The following is a 19,121-nucleotide window of genomic DNA, read 5'->3' as shown; positions in this document are numbered from 1 at the left end:
TGCAAATGGACCTCGCCGCGCGCGCCGCCCAGTTGACCGACGAGCGGCGTCCCTACGTGCGCGCGACGGTGGTCCGTGCCCAGCAGCCGACGTCGTCGTCGCCCGGCGACGGCGCGATCGTGTTGCCGGACGGCACGATCGAGGGCTTTGTCGGCGGCCACTGCACGCGGAACTCGGTGCGGCAGGCCGCGACCGACGCACTCGAGGCGGGGGAGAGCCTGCTGCTGCGGATCCTGCCCGACGGCGGACCCGAATACCCCGACGTGCCCGGTGCGCGGGTCGTCGTCAACCCCTGCCTGTCCGGCGGGGCGATGGAGATCTTCCTGCAGCCGTGCCTGCCGGCGCCGATCGTCCGGGTGGTGGGGGAGAGCCCGGTCGCCGACGCCGTTGCGCACCTGGCCGGCGCGCTCGACCTCGACGTCCGGCGCGGCGGCGCGCCGAGCGAGGGCGAGTCCGCCGTGATCGTCGCCAGCCTCGGCGGTGACGAGCCGAGTGCCATCCGGGAGGCGCTGGACGCGGGCGCCGGGTACATCGGGCTCGTCGCCAGTCGGGTCCGTGGCTCGGCGATCCTCGACGAACTCGCGCTCGGCGCCACCGAACGCGGCGTCGTGCACACCCCGGCTGGGCTCGCGATCGGTGCGCGCACTCCCGGCGAGATCGCGCTCGCGATCCTCGCGGAACTGGTCCGTGAGATCCGCGTCGAGCGACTGGTGGAGCGAACATCCACCGGCACAACCGAATCGGATACCGGACGGTTGACGGTGATCGACCCGGTGTGCGGGATGACGGTCACCGTCGACGACGACACCCCGCACCTGCAGATCGACGGCGAGGACTACTGGTTCTGCGCACCCGGGTGCCGCCGCACCTACGAGAAGGAGCGTGCGCGATGTTCGTGACCGGTCTGGTGCTGGCCGCGGGCGGGTCCCGGCGCCTGGGGCGGCCCAAGCAACTGCTGCCGTATCGCGGCGCGACGCTGCTCGACGCGACGCTGACGGTGGCCCGGGCCTGCCGGTTCCACCAACTGCTGGTGACCGTGCCCGGATCCGCCGAGGCGATCGAGGACCTCGTCGACCTCCGCGACTGCACCGTCGTCCACTGCGCCGACGCCGGCAGCGGGTGTTCGGCGTCGGTGCGGGCGGCGCTGCGCGAGGTGGACCCGCTCGCCGCGGGCATCGTGTTGCTGCTGGGGGACCAGCCGGGGGTGACGCCGTGGACGGTGCGGGACCTGGTGGCCCGCGGCGCCATGGAGAACATCGGGATGTGCCGCTACACGGACGGGCCCGGGCATCCGCTGTGGTTGGGGCGCAGCGTGTTCGGTGACCTGGACGAGCTCGCCGGCGACAAGGCGGTGTGGAAGCTCTTCGACCGGGAGGACCTGGACGGGTTCGAGATTCCCGTCGACGAACGCATCCCGCTCGACGTCGACACGTGGGACGGGTACCGTGCCCTGCTCGACCAGGACCGGGACGCGTCGTGATCGGAACCGCCGTGGATGCGTACTTCGCCGACGTCGAGGAGCTGACCCGACGGTTCGACGCGCAGGACTACCTGCTCGACGAGGGCACGGCCACGGCGCTGTTCCTGGCGCTGCGGCTGGGGCGGCCGCTGCTGCTCGAGGGCGAGCCCGGGGTGGGGAAGACGACGGCCGCGAAGGCGCTCGCCGCGGCGCTCGGCACCGAACTCGTGCGGTTGCAGTGCTACGAGGGCCTCGGCGCGGACGAGGCCCTGTACGACTGGAACTACCAGCGCCAGCTTCTCGCCGTCCGGCTGTCCGAGGCCCGCGGCGAGCGGTTGCAGGAGGCGGACTTGTTCACCGAACAGTTCCTGCAGGAACGTCCGATCCTGCGGTGCGTGCGGCACCGCGGCCCCCTGCCACCGGTGCTCCTGATCGACGAGATCGACCGTGCCGACGACGAATTCGAGGCGCTCCTGCTCGAATTCCTCGGCGAGTCGTCGGTGACTGTGCCCGAACTCGGCACGTTCGTCGCCGAGCGCGCCCCGATCGTGGTCCTCACGTCCAACCGCAGCCGCGACCTGCACGACGCGCTGCGCCGGCGCTGCCTCTACCACTGGATCGACTACCCGGCGCCCGAGCGTGCCGCCGCGATCCTGCGCCGGACCGTGCCCGGCGCCGCCGGCCCCCTCGTCGCGAGTGTCACCGGGTTCGTGGCGTCGGCCCGGACGCTCGATCTGGACAAGCCGGCCGGGCTCGCGGAGGCGATCGACTGGGTGTCGGCGCTGGCGGCGCTCGGCGCCGCCGAGCTGGTGTCGGCCGACGCGCTCGCGAGCCTCGGCGCCATCGCGAAGACCCCCGACGACCGCACCGTGCTGGCGGAGGCCGTCGGCGACTACCTGGCGAGCGGGGCAACCTGATGAGAGGACGACGATGAAGATCGCAGACGAGTTCACGGTCGACGCGCCCATCGATCGGGCGTGGGAGGTGCTCACGGACCTCGAAGGGATCGCGCCGCTGCTGCCGGGGGCGCAGATGACCGGGCGCGAGGGCGACGACTACCTCGGCACCGTGAAGATCAAGGTGGGGCCGGTGACCAGCGAGTTCGCCGGGCGGGCCTCGTTCGTGGAGAAGGACGAGCAGTCGCGCACGGCGGTGATCGACGCCCGCGGTCGCGAGAAGCGCGGCAGCGGGAACGCGTCGGCGACGATCACCGCCCGCCTCCACGAGTCCGGCCGCGGCACCCGGGTGACCGTCGACACCGACATGAAGGTCGTCGGCAAGCTGGCCCAGTTCGGCAGCGGGATGATCCAGCAGGTCTCCACCAAGCTCATGGGGCAGTTCGCCGCGTCCCTCGAGGACCGGCTGGCGACCGGATCGTCGGCCGCACAGGCCGCTGCGCCGACGGCGCCGACGGCGCCGACGGCGGAGACCGTGGAGCCCACGGTGCTCGCCGTCGTGCCGGCGCAGCAGGCGGGAGCCGTCCCCGAACCCGAGCCGATCGATCTCATCGAACTCGCGGGTGCCCCGCTCGCCCGGCGGGCGGCGCCGTTGCTCGCGGCGATCGTCGCCGCCGTCGTCGTGTTCGTCGTGCTGCGGTCCCGGCGCCGGTGACCGTCCCGGCCGTGGCGCTGCTGCGCGGCGTCGACCTCGCGGCGTTCGCGGTCGCGCTCGTCACGCGGGCCCGCGCATCCGGCGTCGCGGTGTCGGCCAGCGGCGCGACCCGGTTCACCGAGGCGCTGCGCGTGTTGCCCCCGACCGGGCGCAGTCGGCTGTACTGGGCGGCGCGCATCACCCTCCTCGGGCGGCGCGGCGACCTCGAGCGGTTCGACGCGGTCTTCGCGTCGGTGTTCGACGACGCGGTGCTGCCGCTCGATCCGGCCGCCCGGGCGACGGGACCACCGGCACGCGTCGACCGGCGCGGGTCCGACGACGCGGCCGCGCCGGCGGGATCCGGCGGCGAACGGACGGCCCCGCCGTGGGTGACGCGGGACGTGGACGCGGCCGGGCCCGACGAGGCGGGAGGCTCGGGGAGCGACGGCGAGGCGATCGGCGTCACGCTGCGGTTGCCGAGCCCGCTCGAGGCGATCGCGGACCAGTCCTTCGGGGAGTTCCGCGACGAGGACCTGCGGCTGCTCGGGCGATGGCTCGAGCAGGCCCGGCCGCACTGGCCGACGCGGCGCAGCCGCCGGCGCGAACCGCACCGGCACGGCCGGGTGGATCTGCGCGCCACGATGCGCCGGGCCCGGGGGACGGGGCTCGAACCGATCCGGTTGGTGCGGTGCCGGCCGCGGGTGCGGCGACGGCGGATCGTCCTGGTGTGCGACGTGAGCCGTTCGATGCGCGGGTACGCGGACGTCTACCTCCACCTCATGCGCGCCGCGGTGGTCCGCGGCACCGGTAACGACGCGGAGGTCTTCGCGTTCTCGACCCGGCTGACGCGCCTGACGTCGGTGCTCGCACACCGCAGCGCCGACGTCGCGGTGGCGCGCGCCAACGAGCGTGTCGTGGACCGATTCGGCGGCACCCACATCGCGGGCAGCCTCACGGCACTGTTGTCCTCGCCACACGGCACCGTGCTGCGCGGCGCCGTGGTGATCATCGCGTCCGACGGCTGGGACAGCGACCCGCCGGCCGACCTCGCCCGCGCGGTCGCCCGCGTCCGCCGTCGGGCCCACCGGCTGGTGTGGCTCAATCCCCGCGCGGCCGCACCGGGATTCGAGCCGGTCGCCGGGTCCATGTCGGCGGCCCTGCCGTACTGCGACGACCTCCTGCCCGCGCACTCGGTGGCGACCCTCGGCGAGATGCTCACGATCGTGGGGCGCGGCGCCCGGGCCGCGGAGCGGTCGGACTGGGTGAGGCCCGAGTCCGACACGTTGTCGTAGGTCCTACGCTGGTGGGCATGGCAACACCCCTGCGAGAGCAGTCCGAGCGCGCTCCCGTTCCGTCCCCCCGCGCCGGATCCGGCGCCGTCTTCGCGGTCAGCGGCGTCCTCGCGGGACTGGTCGCCGCGCTGGTCGTGGCCCTGTCGGCGTCCCAGGCGCTGGTGCTCATGGGCATCCCCGACCCCGGCCCGTTCACCACGTACGGACTGCCGGCGATTCGGGCGGTCAGCGAGATCGCGGCCGTCATCGCGATCGGCTCGCTGCTGTTCGCGGCGTTCATGGTGCCGCCGCAGAAGAGCGGCGTGCTCGACGTGGACGGCTACCGCGCGGTCCGCACCGCGTCGCATGCCGCGTTCGTGTGGGCGCTGTGCGCGGCGCTCCTGGTGCCGCTGACGCTGTCCGACACGTCCGGTCAGCCGTTCACGGAGGCGATCAAGCCGGACAACTTGTGGTCGGCGATCGGGCAGGTCGAGAACGCCGTCGCGTGGGCGTGGACCGCGGGTCTCGCGCTCCTCCTCGCGGTGGTCACCCGCCTGGCGCTGCGGTGGTCGTGGACGCCGTTCCTGCTGCTGCTCGGCATCGTGACGATGATGCCGATCGCGCTGACGGGGCACTCGTCGTCGGGCGGCTCCCACGACGTCGCGACCAACAGCCTGATCTGGCACCTGGTCGGTGCGGCGTTCTGGGCCGGCGGCCTGTTCGCCCTGCTCGCGCACGCCCGCCGGCGCGGCGCCTACACCGACGTCGCGGCCAAGCGGTTCTCCTTCGTCGCCACGATCTGCTTCGTCGCGATGGCACTGAGCGGCGTGATCAACGCCCTCGTCCGGATGCCGCTCGACGAGCTGTTCACCACCACCTACGGACGCCTGATCGTCGCGAAGGTGGTCGCCCTCGTCGTGCTCGGCGTGTTCGGCTTCTTCCAGCGCCGTCGGGCGCTGCCCGCCCTCGCCGCGAATCCCGAGTCCCGCGGGGCGCTCATCCGGTTCGCCGGTGTCGAGGCGCTGGTGTTCGCGGCCACGATCGGCATCGCGGTCGGCCTGGGACGGACCCCGCCCCCGCCGCCGGCGTCGCTCCCGACGCTCACCGAGGTGGAAATCGGGTACAACCTCGACGGGCCGCCCACCTTCGCGCGCCTGGTCCTGGACTGGCGGTTCGACCTCATCTTCGGCACCGCGGCGATCGTTCTCGCCGTCCTGTACATCGCGGGTCTGCGCACGCTCCGCAAGCGCGGCGACGCGTGGCCGATCGGACGCTCCATCGCGTGGTTCTCCGGCTGCTTCGTCCTGCTCATCGCCACGTCGTCCGGTGTGGGGCGGTACGCCCCCGCGGTGTTCAGCGTCCACATGGGCGCGCACATGGCGCTGTCGATGCTGGCGCCGGTGCTGCTGGTGCTCGGCGGTCCGTTCACCCTCGCGCTGCGGGCGCTGCGGCCCGCCGGCAAGGACGGCGTCCCGGGCCCGCGCGAATGGCTGCTCAGCTTCCTGCACAGCCCGATCTCCCGCTTCCTCACCCATCCGCTCGTGGCGGCGGTGCTCTTCGTCGGCGGCTTCTACGCGCTGTACCTGGGCGGCATCTTCAGTGCCTCCGTCGACAGCCACGCGGCCCACCTGCTGATGAATGTGCACTTCATCCTCAGCGGTTACCTGTTCTACTGGGTCGTCATCGGAGTCGATCCCTCGCCGCGGAACCTGCAGCCCATCACCAAGCTGGGCGTGGTCTTCGGGTCGCTGCCGTTCCACGCCTTCTTCGGCATCGCGCTGATGAGCATGGGCGAGGTCATGGGCGCCACGTTCTACCGGTCGCTCGGGCTGGGCTGGAACGACGACCTGCTACGCGATCAGCAGCTGGGCGGATCCATCGCGTGGGCCACCGGCGAGATGCCGCTCGTGATCATCATGCTCGCCCTGCTGGTCCAGTGGTCGCGCAGCGACGAGAAGACCGCGAAACGAGTGGACCGCGCCGCCGAACGCGACGACGACGCCGACCTCGCCGCGCACAACGCGATGTTCGCCGAACTCGCGCGCCGCGACCGGGAGACCGGCCTCTAGTCCGTCTCGATTCCTCGATTTGCTCGGGTAGCTCGTTCATGCGGCAAGTCAACCCAATCGCGATCCGCCCTCCAGCTGTCGAGCGCACGGTCGGTCAGTAGAGTCCACCCGCATGGCAGCAGCAGCGCTTCGGGCGGTCGACGCGGACGGGACGACCTGGGACGACCCGTCCGAGGAACAGCTACACGACCTTGTGGCGAGCCTCAGTCTCGCGTGCCGGTTCATCGTCCTGCGGCGGCTCGATTCGGAACCCGCCGGCCAGCACTACATGCAGGTCTATCTCAACGACGACTTCAGCTGTGACGTGGAGTACCGCGAGGGCGGGGCGGACCGGCACTTCCAGGCATCGGTACCCCACGACGACGGGGCGCCGGCGGTAGAACCCGTGGCGGAGGTGCTCGACGCATGGGCCTTCGGGCGGCTCGGTTGGCGTGACGCGCTGTCCTGGGTCCCGTGGTCGCCGTGAAAGCCGGTCGCCGACCACCTCTCACTGACGACGCCACAACGCACTAGCAGGCACCGCCGACGGAATCCGTTCGTGGCGGGCCCGCCGGGCGCGTCTGTGGATACGACCTCGATTCATCCACAATCGCCCTCGGAGCCCGCAGTGCGTCACCGATTCGGGGCATCGTCGAACGCGCCGCCCCGTTCGGGCGGTGCGTTCGCCGTTTCGGCGGGCGTCGGATTCGGGGTCGAAGGGGAAGTCGATGTACGAGACACAGGCCGCAGTGGTCGGCACGGTCATCACCGATCCGGTGAAGCGGGAGACCGCGGCCGGCGAGGAGGTGATGAGCTTCCGCATGGCGAGCAACGTCCGGCGTCGCGACCGGGAGAGCGGCGAATGGGTGGACGGCGGCACGCTGTACCTGACCGTGAGCTGCTGGCGTCGGCTGGTGCAGGGCGTGGGTGCGTCGCTGATGAAGGGAGATCCGATCATCGCGTACGGCGAGCTGCGCACCAACGAGTACCGCACGCGCGACGGCGAACCGCGCTCCGACCTCGAGATGCGCGCCAGCGCCGTCGGCCCGGACCTGGCGCGGTGCAGCGTCCGGCTCGACAGGTCGGCGCGGCTGCGTGTCGCGTCGTCGGAGGATGCCGCGCAGCCGCCTGCGGTCGATACCGCTGTCGACGACGACCCGCACGAGGGCGCCGACCAGGGGGCCGCGGCCCTCGCCGGATGACCCACGATCGGTCGACGAAATCCGTTGGATCGTCACGCGAGAAGACCGACGGTCTGCGAGAGTGTTCGCACGTCTGTACCGGGCGTTGGCGACCATCGGGGAGCGAACATGCGTCGATCGACCAGCAGGTGTCTTCGTCGAGTGACAGCGGTGGGCGCGGTGCTCGCGCTCGCCGCTCTCGTACCGGCCACGGCGTCGGCGGGCGCGGTCTCCACCGACACCGCGCCCGGGACGGTGCAATCCGTCGAGGCACTGCCCGCCGAACTCGGACTGCCGGGGACGGCGCGCGAGTACCGGATCACCTACGCGACGCGGGACGCAGCCGGCCGTCCCGCGTCGAGTTCCGGTGTCGTGTTCGTGCCCCGGGGCACGCCGCCCGAGGGCGGGTGGCCGGTGGTGTCGTGGGCCCACGGCACCGTCGGCCTGGGGGACGGGTGCGCGCCCTCGCGGAATCCGCGGTCGGTGCGGGACGCGAACTATCTGGGGCACTGGCTGTCCCAGGGGTACGCGATCGTCGCGTCGGACTACATCGGGCTCGGCACGCCCGGCGTGCACCCCTATCTGCAGGGTGCCTCCGAGGCGACCGCCGTCGTCGATATGGTGCGGGCCGGGCGGGCGGTGGTACCGGAACTGTCGTCGCGCTGGATGGCGATCGGACAGTCGCAGGGCGGGCACGCCGCGCTGTTCACCGCGCACGAGGCGACGCGTTACGCGCCCGATCTCGACTTCCGTGGCGCGGTCACCACCGGTGCGCCGTCGAATCTCGAGAACGTCTACCCGTTCGGCGGACCGTGGATCCCGGACCTCGGACTCGACGGGCTGACGGTCTTCACGACCTACATCCTGGCCGGCATGCGCGCGACGATGCCGGGCGTCGACGTCGACAGCTACCTGACGCCCGTCGGCCGGCAGTTCGTCGACTCGGCGGAGGCCCTCTGCTACGACGCGCAGGCAGAGGCCGTCACGGGTGTCTCGGTGGGGGCGCTGCTGAGTCGGTCATTGGACGACCCGCCGTTCCGGGCGGCGCTCACGGAGTACCTCGCGGTTCCGACCACGGGCTACGACCGTTCCCTGTTCATCGCCCAGGGGCTGCTCGACACGGTGGTGCCGGCGCCGCTGTCGTTCAAACTCATCGCCGACCTGCGACTGGCCGGAGTGGACGCCACGTACATGAACTACCCGACGGGCCACGACGGCACCATGGCGGCGTCGCTGCCCGACTCGACGCCGTTCGTGCGCGCGCGACTCTGATGTGACGGCGCGTCCGATCCGACCGAGCGTGGCGCCCAAGATCATCTTTCGTGACCGCACCCGGCCATTCTCGGACAGACGCGGCGTCACCCCGGGGCTCGAGCCGCTCGCGCGGGAGAGGCGCGGGACCGGCGCGGTAGGCTGGCAGCCGAGTCGTACGTTCTCGCAGCCGGTGAGCTGCACTTTTCCAGTCCAGATGGGAGCCTTTGGGTGGCTGAGTTCATTTACACGATGAAAAAGGTGCGCAAGGCGCATGGCGACAAGGTCATTCTCGACGACGTCACCATGAGCTTCTACCCGGGCGCCAAGATCGGTGTGGTGGGCCCGAACGGCGCCGGCAAGTCGAGCATCCTGAAGATCATGGCCGGACTGGACCAGCCGTCCAACGGTGAGGCGTTCCTCGATCCCGAGGCGACCGTCGGCATCCTGCTGCAGGAGCCGCCGCTCAACGAGGAGAAGACGGTAAAGCAGAACGTCGAGGAGGGCCTCGGCGACATCAAGATCAAGCTCGACCGCTTCAACGAGATCGCCGAGCTCATGGCGACCGACTACTCGGACGAGCTCATGGAGGAGATGGGCAAGCTCCAGGAGGAGCTCGACCACGCCGATGCGTGGGATCTCGACTCCCAGCTCGAGCAGGCCATGGACGCGCTCCGCTGCCCGCCGGCCGACGAGCCCGTCACCCACCTCTCCGGTGGTGAGCGCCGCCGCGTCGCGCTGTGCAAGCTGCTGCTGAGCAAGCCCGACCTGCTGCTGCTCGACGAGCCGACCAACCACCTCGACGCCGAGTCGGTGCTGTGGCTCGAGCAGTTCCTCGCGAACTACCCGGGCGCCGTCCTCGCCGTCACCCACGACCGCTACTTCCTCGACCACGTCGCGCAGTGGATCTGTGAGGTCGACCGCGGCAAGCTGCACCCGTACGAGGGCAACTACTCCACCTACCTGGAGAAGAAGGCCGAGCGTCTCGAGGTCCAGGGCAAGAAGGACCAGAAGCTGCAGAAGCGCCTCAAGGAGGAGCTCGCCTGGGTCCGCTCCGGCGCCAAGGCTCGCCAGACCAAGAACAAGGCCCGCCTCGACCGCTACGAGGAGATGGCCGCCGAGGCCGAGAAGCACCGCAAGCTCGACTTCGAGGAGATCCAGATCCCGACGCCGCCGCGTCTCGGCAACGTCGTGGTCGAGGTCGATCACCTCGACAAGGGCTTCGAGGGCCGCGTCCTGATCAAGGACCTGTCCTTCACGCTGCCGCGCAACGGCATCGTCGGCGTCATCGGCCCCAACGGTGTCGGTAAGACCACGCTGTTCAAGACCATCGTCGGCCTCGAGAACCCGGATTCGGGCAACGTGCGGGTCGGTGAGACGGTCAAGCTCAGCTACGTCGACCAGACTCGCGCCAACATCGACCCCAAGAAGACGGTGTGGGAGGTCGTCTCGGGCGGCAACGACTACATCGAGGTCGGCCAGAACGAGATGCCCTCGCGCGCATACGTCAGCGCGTTCGGCTTCAAGGGCCCGGACCAGCAGAAGCCGTCGGAGGTGCTCTCCGGTGGTGAGCGCAACCGCCTCAACCTGGCGCTGACCCTCAAGGAGGGCGGCAACCTGATCCTCCTCGACGAGCCGACCAACGACCTCGACGTCGAGACCCTGAGCTCGCTCGAGAATGCCCTGCAGCAGTTCCCCGGCTGCGCCGTCGTGATTTCCCACGACCGCTGGTTCCTCGACCGGACCTGCACCCACATCCTCGCGTGGGAGGGCAATGTCGAAGAGGGCAAGTGGTTCTGGTTCGAGGGCAACTTCGAGGCCTACGAGGCCAACAAGGTCGAGCGTCTCGGAGCCGAGGCCGCTCGTCCGCACCGGGTCACGCACCGCAAGCTGACCCGCGACTGACCTGCGGCCGACCCGTGTCCACGGATTCGTCCCAGGTCTACAGCTGCGACATCCAGGTCCGTTGGGGTGACTCCGACCGGCTCGGTCACGTCAACAACGCCCGCGTCGTGGAGTACATGCAGGAGGCGCGTTCGCTCTTCCTGATCGAGGGTGCGGCGTCGGTCGGCGCCGCACCCCGGGCGGTCGTCGTCCGCAAGATGGACGCCGAGTTCCTCCGTCCCATCACCGACGCGTCCGGCCCGGTGCGCGTCGATATCTCGGTCGTGAAAGTCGGCACGACGTCGTTCACGGTCCGACACGTCGTCAAGGACGTCGCCGGCAACGTGTGCGCTACCGGCGACGCCGTGATGGTGGGCTTCGACGTCCATGCCGAGCGCGCCCGCCCGCTCGCCGACGTCGAGCGCGAGGTGCTGACGCGTTACCTGTCGGCAACGGCACCCGCGTAGCGCCGGACGCCCGGGGACGCACCCGGTCACGCCCCGAGTTCTGCACGACTCGAGGTCACCGCGGTTAGGCTCGCCAGTGAGCCGACCCGCGGTGACCTCGAACAGGGACGGAGCGTGGCGATGACGGATTCTGTGGATGCCGACCGGTCTCTCGAGCTGCCCGCCGAGCTGCGGGCCTGCCTGCCGGAGGTGGCGGCGGTCTACTTCCGGCACACCTCTGCCGGTGAACCCGACAGCGTCCTGGACCGGTGTTCGGGCGCGATCATCCGTGAGCACCTGTTGCTCGCTCACCATCGCACGCCGGGCAGCGCGGTCACGCGTGTCCACCGTCCCGCCGACGGCACCGGTGTCGGCGCCGCTCTGCAGATCGTCACCGACGACATGCCGCTGCTCGTCGAATCCGTGACCGCGCTGCTGGGCCGGCTCGACGCCTCCATCAGCGAGGTGGTCCACCCGGTTCTGGGTGTACGCAGGAGCGCCGACGGCACGCTCGAGCAGGTCCTGTCCGACATCCCGGTCCACGACCTACCGGTCGGTGCCCTCGCGGAGTCGTGGATGCACGTGCAGTTCCACCCCGCAACCGAGAACGAGGTGCTCGATTCCCTCGAATCGTCCATCGCCGATGTGCTGTCCGACGTCGGCCAGGTCGTGGCGGACACCGATGCCATGCGTGCACTGCAGCGCGATCTCGCCACCGAACTCGATGGGCGAGCGGACAATCCGCCGCCCGGGCGGTCGGTCGACGAGTTGCGGGACTGCGCGAACCTGTTGCGTTGGCTCGCCGACGGCCACTACACGGTGCTCGGTTACCGCCGCTACGAATGTACGGACGGTCAGCGCACCCGGCGGATGCCGGAGAGCGGACTTGGTGTGTTGCGATCGGACGCCCACGCCGACGAGCACATCAAAATTCCACTGGCAGTGGATATTCCGGATCACCCGCTGTTGGTTCTGACGCAGGGTTCGGTTCCCGCGACCGTGCACAGGTCGGTGTATCCCTACTTCGTGGGCGTGAGCATCCTCGCCGACGACGGTGCGATCGTCGGCGAGCACCGCTTCCTCGGGGTGTTCACGGTGACGGCGCTGCACGAGAACGTCCTCGACATCCCGGTGATCGCGCGGCGGGTGCGGACCGCGATCGAGCGCGCCGGTTTCGGCATCGACTCGTTCTCGGGCCAGGCGATGCTCGAGGTGATGCAGTCTTTCCCTCGCACCGAGCTGTTCTCGATCGACACCGACGCGCTGCTCGAGACGATGACCGCGGTTCTCAACATCGGATTGCGCCGACAGGTCCGATTGTTCATGCGCGAGGACAGCTTCGAACGATTCGTGTCGTGTCTGGTGTACCTGCCGCGGGACCGATACACGACGCGGGTGCGGTTGGCGATGCAGCAGATCCTGCTCGACGAGCTGGGCGGTGGGTCGCTCGACTACACGGCCCGGGTCACCGAGGGCGACCTCGCGATGCTGCACGTGACGATCCGGAAGCCGCCCGGCGCGCGTGACGGTCACGTGGACACCTCGGAACCCAATCGGCTGCGCATCCAGGGGTTGCTGGCCGAGGCGAGCCGCAGTTGGGACGATCGCTTCGCGGATGCCGCGGCCGCCGATCCCACCGTGGACCCGGTTGTCGCGGCGAAGTACGCGGTCGAGCTTCCCGACGGTTACAAGGAGGACTTCGACGCTGTCGAGGCGCTCGTCGACATCGATCGGTTCGCCGGCCTCGACGTCGACTCGATCGACCTGCGGATCCACCACGACCAGCCCGATCCGCCGTGGAAGTGGCAGTTCGCGCTCTACTTCGCGGGCAAGGGCATCTCGCTGTCCCACGTCCTGCCGGTGCTGCACAGTCTGGGCGTCGAGGTGCTCGACGAGCGGCCGTATTCGGTCCGGCGCCCGGACGGGCTGCAGTGCTGGCTGTACGAGTTCGGGATCGCCGTCCCCGCGAAGTTGTTGCGGGATGCCGCTGCCGACGTGAGCGAGGGCGGCCCCGGCGCACAGTTGCGCGATCGGTTCACCGAGACGTTCACCGCGATCTGGCACGGCCGGTGCGAGGCCGACCGCTTCAACGAATTGGTGCTGCGTGCGGGCCTGGACTGGCGGCAGGTGTCGGTGCTGCGGGCGTACGTGAAGTACCTGCGGCAGGCCGGATTCGCCTACAGCCAGGTCCACATCGAGTCGGTCGTGCTCGATCACCCGGAGATCGCGCGCCTGCTGGTCGAGTTGTTCGAGGCGCTGTTCGATCCCGACCGCGTGTCGGCCGACGCCCCGCAGCGGTCGCGGGGTCTCGAGCGGGCGCTGCGGGCCGCCATCGGCGAGGTGGTCAGCCTCGACGTCGACCGCATCCTGCGGGCCCTGTTCGGTCTGGTGCAGGCGACGTTGCGCACCAACCACTTCGTGCGCGGCGCCGACGGCGAGTTCCGCGAGTTCCTCTCGCTGAAGTTCGAGCCCGGCCGGATCTCCGAGTTGCCCAAGCCGCGGCCGCGGTTCGAGGTGTTCGTGTACTCGCCCGACGTCGAGGGCGTGCACCTGCGCTTCGGTCACGTCGCGCGTGGTGGGCTGCGGTGGTCGGATCGACGCGACGACTTCCGCACCGAGATCCTCGGACTGGCCAAGGCTCAGGCCGTCAAGAACGCGGTGATCGTCCCGGTCGGCGCGAAGGGCGGCTTCGTCGTCAAGCAACCGGTTCCGGCGACGGGCGATCCGATCGTCGACCGGCAGGCCGTTCGCGATCAGGGCATCACGTGCTACCGAACCTTCATCTCGGGTCTGCTCGACGTGACCGACAACGTCGATCGGGTGACCGGCGCGGTGGTGCCGCCCGCGCGGGTGGTGCGCCGCGACGGCGACGACACGTACCTCGTCGTCGCCGCGGACAAGGGCACGGCCACGTTCTCCGACATCGCCAACGACGTCGCGGCCGGGTACGGATTCTGGCTCGGCGACGCGTTCGCGTCCGGCGGGTCCGCGGGATACGACCACAAGGAGATGGGGATCACCGCCCGCGGTGCGTGGGAGAGCGTCAAACGGCACTTCCGCGAGCTGGAGGTCGATGTCGCGGCAGACGATTTCACGGTCGTCGGGATCGGCGACATGAGTGGCGACGTGTTCGGCAACGGGATGCTGCTCAGTGAACACATCCGACTGGTCGCGGCGTTCGACCACCGGCACGTCTTCCTGGATCCGGACCCGGACGCGGCGCGCTCGTTCGCCGAGCGCCGCCGGATGTTCGCGCTGCCGCGGTCGTCGTGGGCGGACTACGACGCGACGCTGATCAGCGAGGGCGGCGGCGTGTACGCGCGCACCGCCAAGTCGGTGCCGATCAGCCCGCAGGTGCGCGGGGCGCTCGGGCTGCCCGCGGACGTCAGCGAGATGGCGCCCCCGGACCTCGTCAAGGCGATCCTGACCGCGCCTGTCGACCTGCTGTGGAACGGCGGCATCGGCACGTACGTCAAGGCGGCGGGGGAGTCCGACGCCGCGGTGGGGGACAAGAGTAACGACCCGGTTCGCGTGCACGGCGCCGACGTCCGCGCCCGCGTGATCGGCGAGGGCGGCAACCTCGGCGTCACGCAACTCGGGCGGATCGAGTACGCCCTGCACGGCGGCAAGATCAACACCGACGCCATCGACAACTCGGCCGGCGTGGACTGCTCGGACCACGAGGTGAACATCAAGATCCTGCTCGACTCGCTGGTCAGCGGCGGAGACCTGGCACCGGCCGAACGGGACCCGCTGCTCGCCTCGATGACCGACGAGGTCGCGCGATTGGTGCTGGCGGACAACATCTCCCAGAACGACCAGCTGGGCATGTCGCGCGCGAGCGCGCCGCAGATGCTCGGCGTCCACCGCCGGCTGATCGCCACCCTCATCTCGCACCACGGCCTCGACCGCAAGCTCGAGGCATTGCCGACCGAGGCCGAGTTCGACAAGCGGGCCGTGTCCGGTGGCGGTCTGACCTCCCCGGAGCTCGCGACCGTCATGGCGCACGTCAAGCTGGCGTTCGAGCAGGACCTGCTGGCGACCGAGCTGCCCGACAGCGAGTTCTTCGCCGCCCGGCTGCCCGGCTACTTCCCGGCGCAGCTGCGCGCTCGGTTCCGGTCGGCGATCCGATCGCACCCGCTGCGCCGCGAGATCGTCGCGACGATGCTCGCGAACGAGACGATCGACAACGGCGGCATCACGTACGCCTACCGGCTGGCGGAGGACGCGGGGGCGTCGAGCACCGACGCGATCCGCGCGTACGCCGCCGTCACCGCGATCTTCGAACTGCACGACGTGTGGGAGCGCGTCCGCTCCGCCGACATGCCGTCGGAGGTCTCGGACACGCTGATGCTGCAGTCGCGCCGGGTCCTCGACCGGGCATCGCGCTGGTTCCTGTCGAACCGGCCGCAGCCGATCCCGGTGGGGGCGGAGATCAGCCGGTACTCCTCGGAGTTCCGCAAGCTCGCCCCCAAGGTCCCGGGCTGGCTGCGCGGTCACCACGTGACCGATCTCGAGAAGCGGTCGCGCTCGGCCATCGCGGACGGCGCCCCGAAGGAACTCGCGCTCGAGGTGTACCGGCTGCTGGACCTGTTCTGCCTGCTCGACATCATCGACATCGCCGACATCTGCGAGCGGGACGGCGAGGAGGTGGCCGAGCTGTACTTCGCGCTCGACGCGCACCTCGGCATCGACTGGCTGCTCACCGCGGTGTCCGACCTCGCGCGGGGCGACCGGTGGCATTCGCTGGCCCGGCTGGCGTTGCGTGACGACCTGTACGGGTCGCTGCGTTCGCTCACGCTCGAGGTCCTGGTCGGCGGGGAGCCGTCCGAATCGTCGCAGGAGAAGATCGATTACTGGGAGTCGACCAACGCCTCGCGGCTCGCCAGGGCCAGGTCCGCGCTCGCGGAGATCTTCGAGTCTGGAACGCTGGACCTCGCGACGCTCTCGGTGGCGGCGCGTCAGGTACGCAGCATGGTGCGGGGTGTGGGCACCAGATCGGAGGTCGGAAGGTGAGCGGGTCGCAGGAAGCCGTGCGGAACGGGGCTGCCATTGAGGGGAAGCTGGCCGGGCAACAGGAGGGGCGCCCGGTGGGATTCCACACGAAGGTCGTGGTCCGCTGGTCCGACATGGACGCGTTCCAGCACATCAACCACGCACGGATGGTGACGTTGCTCGAGGAGGCACGGATCCCGTGGCTCTTCGAGGACGGCGCCCCGACGGTGACGCTGCGCGACGGTGCGGTGATCGCCGACCTGCACGTGCGCTACCGCGGACAGTTGCGTCACGACGACAGCCCGCTCGACGTCCTGATGTGGGTGGAGCAGATCCGCGCCGTGGACTTCACCATCGCGTACGAGGTGCGGCCCGGGGGCGCGGCCTCCACGACGGCGCCGTCGATCGTCGCGTCGACGCAGATCGCGGCGTTCGACATCGGCACGCAGCGGCTGCGCCGCCTGACCGCGTCCGAGCGTGGATACCTGGAGCTGTGGAAGCGTGCTTGAACGCGTCCTGATGGTGCCCGACCCCGCCGACCGGGCGAATCTCGCGATGTTCGTCGGCCGCGCGGTCCGGCTCGACGAGTCGGCGGTCGTCCGGCTGCGACGCCGCGGGGACGGACGAGTATCGGCTTGGACGACAACGGGATTCGATGCCCTCGCGACCCGCGTCGTCGCCGGCGACGTGCGCCCGCAGGACACGACGGCTGCCGGTGACGCGCTGCTGCGCGCGCTGGCCGACAGCGCCGCCGGCCCGGAGATCGACCCGGGTTTCGCTATGGACTCCGCGTGGCGCGGCGCACTGCCGCCCGAGTCCGGGTTCGTCCACGTCGACGATGTCCCCGCCCGCGTCCTGATCGGGTTGGCCCGGCGCGGCGCCGCGCTGGCGAAGGAACACGGCAGCGCGCAGGGGCCGCCGACGTCGCTGCTCGAGCAGACGGTCCTCGAGGTCGACGGCGGCGGGACCGAGGTGGCGGTGTCCATGCGCACGGTATTCGCCCTCACCGGAATGGGATTCGTGCCACTCGCCGACGGCCGCCCTGCCACCGCCGAGACCGACGAGGGCGCCATCGGAGAGGACGAGATCGTGCGGGTGCGGGCCACGCCGTCGTGGCTGCGCCTGGACGCGCGGTTCGGTTCGGTCTACGCCCGCCGGGCCGGCGCGATCCCGCTGTTCACGGCGTAGGTGCCGAGCAGGCGAAGCGTCGCCCGGTGCAGACCTCAGCCGAAATAGTGGGTGTCGGTCGGCGGAACACGAACTCGCCGACCGACACCGCGATATTCAAGATCAGATCCGCTCGATGATGGTGCCGGTGGCGAGTGCGCCGCCCGCGCACATCGTGATCAGTGCGGTCGAGGCGTCGCGACGCTCGAGCTCGTGCAGCGCGGTGGTGATGAGGCGAGAACCGGTGCTGCCCACGGGATGTCCGAGCGCGAGGGCGCCGCCGTTGACGTTGACCTTGTTCATACTGAATGGCGCAGTAGTCGCGGGCCGGCGCCGGCCCGCCGGCGCCGTGGCAGTTCCATTAACTTGCTAAGATTCGCAAGTAGAACGGGCTGTGTGGGATGATGGCCGTGCGCTGCCAAGCCGGCTACCACGCACGCGCGGACTGGGGTCGGCTGCGCGACTCAACGGAGAAAGACGGGAGGCGCCATGGTTGCGAACTCGCACCAACCGCTCTATCGGATGAAGGCGGACTTCTTCAAAACTCTCGGGCATCCCGCTCGTATTCGTATCCTCGAGTTGCTGAGTGAGCGCGATCATGCGGTCTCGGAGATGCTTCCCGAGGTTGGAATCGAACCGGCAAACCTGTCTCAGCAGTTGTCGATCCTGCGCAGAGCTGGGCTGGTGACGGGCAGGCGTGAGGGGCTGTCGGTCACCTACGCGCTGACCTCGCCGCAGGTCGCCGATCTGTTGAGAATCGCCCGAGGGATCCTCACCGGTGTTGTTGCCAGTCAGGCCGAGCTACTCGAGGATCTGCCGGATACCGCACTGGTCGGCGACGCCGCCCGCTGACCGATGATGCCCTGTCGAGTAATGCAGTGTTACCCACTAGTTGCAGAATTTCTAACATTCATACTTTAGAGGAACGGATGACGAGGGTGGCCGACGAGGGCAACGACCACGACACCAGTGGGCTCGATGCCGACGCAAACGTGCAGCTACAGGGGATCAACGCCGTCGTGGTGACGGTCTGTGCGTCACGCCGCGGCCGTTCCGACGTCGCTCCGCGCCGCTCACCGTGGACCGCGATGGAGCAGTACGCGGATCTGATCAGCAATCACACGCCGATTCGTGTGCTGCGTCTTCCTCTCGCAACGGGAGAAATGCCGCTCGTGGCCGCGCGGATCGTCTCCACCGCACCGCGGGTATCGGTTGCGTTCGTCACCGGCGTCGGAGCTGGCGAGTCCTCGCAGATCAAACGCGACGTGGCCGCCGATCGTGGGCCGTTGATCCTCACGGAACTCGACGCGGTCACCGCTGTGTTGGCAGCGGCCACGATCTCCGTCCTTCGCCGTGGCGGTGCTGCACCTCGCTCAGGCCGGGTGGTGGTCAACAGCCCCGGACGCTCGCCCCTGCTGGGCCCGATCTTGATGAAGTGCGGAATCGGTGAGGTAGTCAACTGGAACAGCGGCGATGCCCACGCTTTTCCGCTGCGGCGGTTGATGGAGCGACACGACGTTCTGGTCGATCTCACCGGTACTGCGGACGACACGGACGCGCCCGGTCGTACCGTGCACTTTCCCGTTGATCCGTTCAGGCTCGGGCGCCTGGTCGTACCGGGGCTGATCAGTGCCGTGTGTGGGCACGATACGAGCGAGGTCACCGCCGAGGTGCTCGCTGCCGCCGCGCGGGCTGTGGCGCTGACCACGCCACCCGGGCAGGTGCTGCCGGAGCCCGGTGACGGACTTGTCACCCGTGCCATCGCCCGCGAGGTCGGCCGCGTCATCACTCATCCCGCCGACACGTAGCCACAGAGCTTTCGCGCACCG

The 19,121-nt window shown here is 70.0% G+C and carries 17 protein-coding genes; 16 read left to right on the top strand and 1 reads right to left on the bottom strand.

The window, feature by feature from the left end:
• Nucleotides 1-5: 5 nt before the first annotated feature.
• The 14 genes from ABTV10_RS16390 (at nt 6) to ABTV10_RS16325 (ending at nt 17,313) form a co-directional block, all read left to right on the top strand.
• A complete protein-coding gene (locus ABTV10_RS16390) occupies nt 6-899 on the top strand; it encodes an XdhC family protein (protein ID WP_499028543.1) in 894 nt (297 codons plus the stop codon).
• Nucleotides 890-1,480, top strand: coding sequence for a nucleotidyltransferase family protein (locus ABTV10_RS16385; protein ID WP_499028542.1), 591 nt, complete (start codon nt 890-892; stop codon nt 1,478-1,480). Before ABTV10_RS16390 ends, ABTV10_RS16385 begins: the two co-directional genes overlap by 10 nt.
• Nucleotides 1,477-2,376, top strand: coding sequence for an AAA family ATPase (locus ABTV10_RS16380; protein WP_499028540.1), 900 nt, complete (start codon nt 1,477-1,479; stop codon nt 2,374-2,376). Before ABTV10_RS16385 ends, ABTV10_RS16380 begins: the two co-directional genes overlap by 4 nt.
• A gap of 13 nt (nt 2,377-2,389) precedes the next feature.
• Nucleotides 2,390-3,070 (top strand): SRPBCC family protein, encoded by a 681-nt coding sequence (locus tag ABTV10_RS16375; RefSeq protein WP_499028539.1) that lies wholly within the window; start codon nt 2,390-2,392, stop codon nt 3,068-3,070.
• Entirely contained in the window at nt 3,067-4,341 is a 1,275-nt protein-coding gene (locus tag ABTV10_RS16370; RefSeq protein WP_499028537.1) for a vWA domain-containing protein, read from the top strand. Before ABTV10_RS16375 ends, ABTV10_RS16370 begins: the two co-directional genes overlap by 4 nt.
• A gap of 17 nt (nt 4,342-4,358) precedes the next feature.
• Nucleotides 4,359-6,389 carry a bifunctional copper resistance protein CopD/cytochrome c oxidase assembly protein gene (locus tag ABTV10_RS16365; RefSeq protein ID WP_499028535.1) on the top strand — a complete coding sequence of 677 codons (2,031 nt, stop codon included), beginning with the start codon at nt 4,359-4,361 and terminating at the stop codon, nt 6,387-6,389.
• 112 nt (nt 6,390-6,501) lie between these two features.
• A complete protein-coding gene (locus tag ABTV10_RS16360) occupies nt 6,502-6,855 on the top strand; it encodes a hypothetical protein (protein WP_499028533.1) in 354 nt (117 codons plus the stop codon).
• A 241-nt stretch (nt 6,856-7,096) separates the two neighbouring features.
• Nucleotides 7,097-7,570, top strand: a complete 474-nt coding sequence (gene ssb / locus ABTV10_RS16355; protein ID WP_433605551.1) for a single-stranded DNA-binding protein — start codon at nt 7,097-7,099, stop codon at nt 7,568-7,570.
• Between the two features lie 141 nt (nt 7,571-7,711).
• Entirely contained in the window at nt 7,712-8,821 is a 1,110-nt protein-coding gene (locus ABTV10_RS16350) for an alpha/beta hydrolase family protein (protein ID WP_499028531.1), read from the top strand.
• A gap of 210 nt (nt 8,822-9,031) precedes the next feature.
• The gene (gene ettA, locus ABTV10_RS16345; RefSeq protein ID WP_433605547.1) at nt 9,032-10,705 is read left to right on the top strand and encodes an energy-dependent translational throttle protein EttA; all 1,674 of its coding nucleotides are present in this window, start codon (nt 9,032-9,034) and stop codon (nt 10,703-10,705) included.
• A gap of 14 nt (nt 10,706-10,719) precedes the next feature.
• The gene (locus ABTV10_RS16340) at nt 10,720-11,151 is read left to right on the top strand and encodes an acyl-CoA thioesterase (protein WP_499028528.1); all 432 of its coding nucleotides are present in this window, start codon (nt 10,720-10,722) and stop codon (nt 11,149-11,151) included.
• Between the two features lie 120 nt (nt 11,152-11,271).
• Nucleotides 11,272-16,146, top strand: a complete 4,875-nt coding sequence (locus ABTV10_RS16335; protein WP_499028526.1) for an NAD-glutamate dehydrogenase — start codon at nt 11,272-11,274, stop codon at nt 16,144-16,146.
• A gap of 74 nt (nt 16,147-16,220) precedes the next feature.
• A complete protein-coding gene (locus tag ABTV10_RS16330) occupies nt 16,221-16,634 on the top strand; it encodes an acyl-CoA thioesterase (protein ID WP_499028525.1) in 414 nt (137 codons plus the stop codon).
• A complete protein-coding gene (locus tag ABTV10_RS16325) occupies nt 16,627-17,313 on the top strand; it encodes a DUF8010 domain-containing protein (protein WP_499028523.1) in 687 nt (228 codons plus the stop codon). The genes ABTV10_RS16330 and ABTV10_RS16325 overlap by 8 nt, the downstream gene beginning before the upstream one ends.
• A 102-nt stretch (nt 17,314-17,415) precedes the next feature.
• On the opposite strand, the gene ABTV10_RS16320 is transcribed toward ABTV10_RS16325, so the two are convergent.
• Nucleotides 17,416-17,595 carry a hypothetical protein gene (locus tag ABTV10_RS16320; RefSeq protein WP_499028522.1) on the bottom strand — a complete coding sequence of 60 codons (180 nt, stop codon included), beginning with the start codon at nt 17,593-17,595 and terminating at the stop codon, nt 17,416-17,418.
• Between the two features lie 219 nt (nt 17,596-17,814).
• Here ABTV10_RS16320 and ABTV10_RS16315 point away from each other — a divergent pair, with 219 nt between their 5' ends.
• Nucleotides 17,815-18,144 carry an ArsR/SmtB family transcription factor gene (locus ABTV10_RS16315; protein ID WP_499028520.1) on the top strand — a complete coding sequence of 110 codons (330 nt, stop codon included), beginning with the start codon at nt 17,815-17,817 and terminating at the stop codon, nt 18,142-18,144.
• A gap of 77 nt (nt 18,145-18,221) precedes the next feature.
• Nucleotides 18,222-19,100, top strand: a complete 879-nt coding sequence (locus tag ABTV10_RS16310; protein WP_499028517.1) for a hypothetical protein — start codon at nt 18,222-18,224, stop codon at nt 19,098-19,100.
• Nucleotides 19,101-19,121: the final 21 nt, after the last annotated feature.

The sequence above is a fragment of the Paraburkholderia sp. RHO2 genome (assembly GCF_050955445.1).
GTDB classification, from domain to species: Bacteria; Actinomycetota; Actinomycetes; order Mycobacteriales; family Mycobacteriaceae; genus Prescottella; species Prescottella agglutinans_A.
This window is presented reverse-complemented; position numbering and strand designations above follow the sequence as displayed.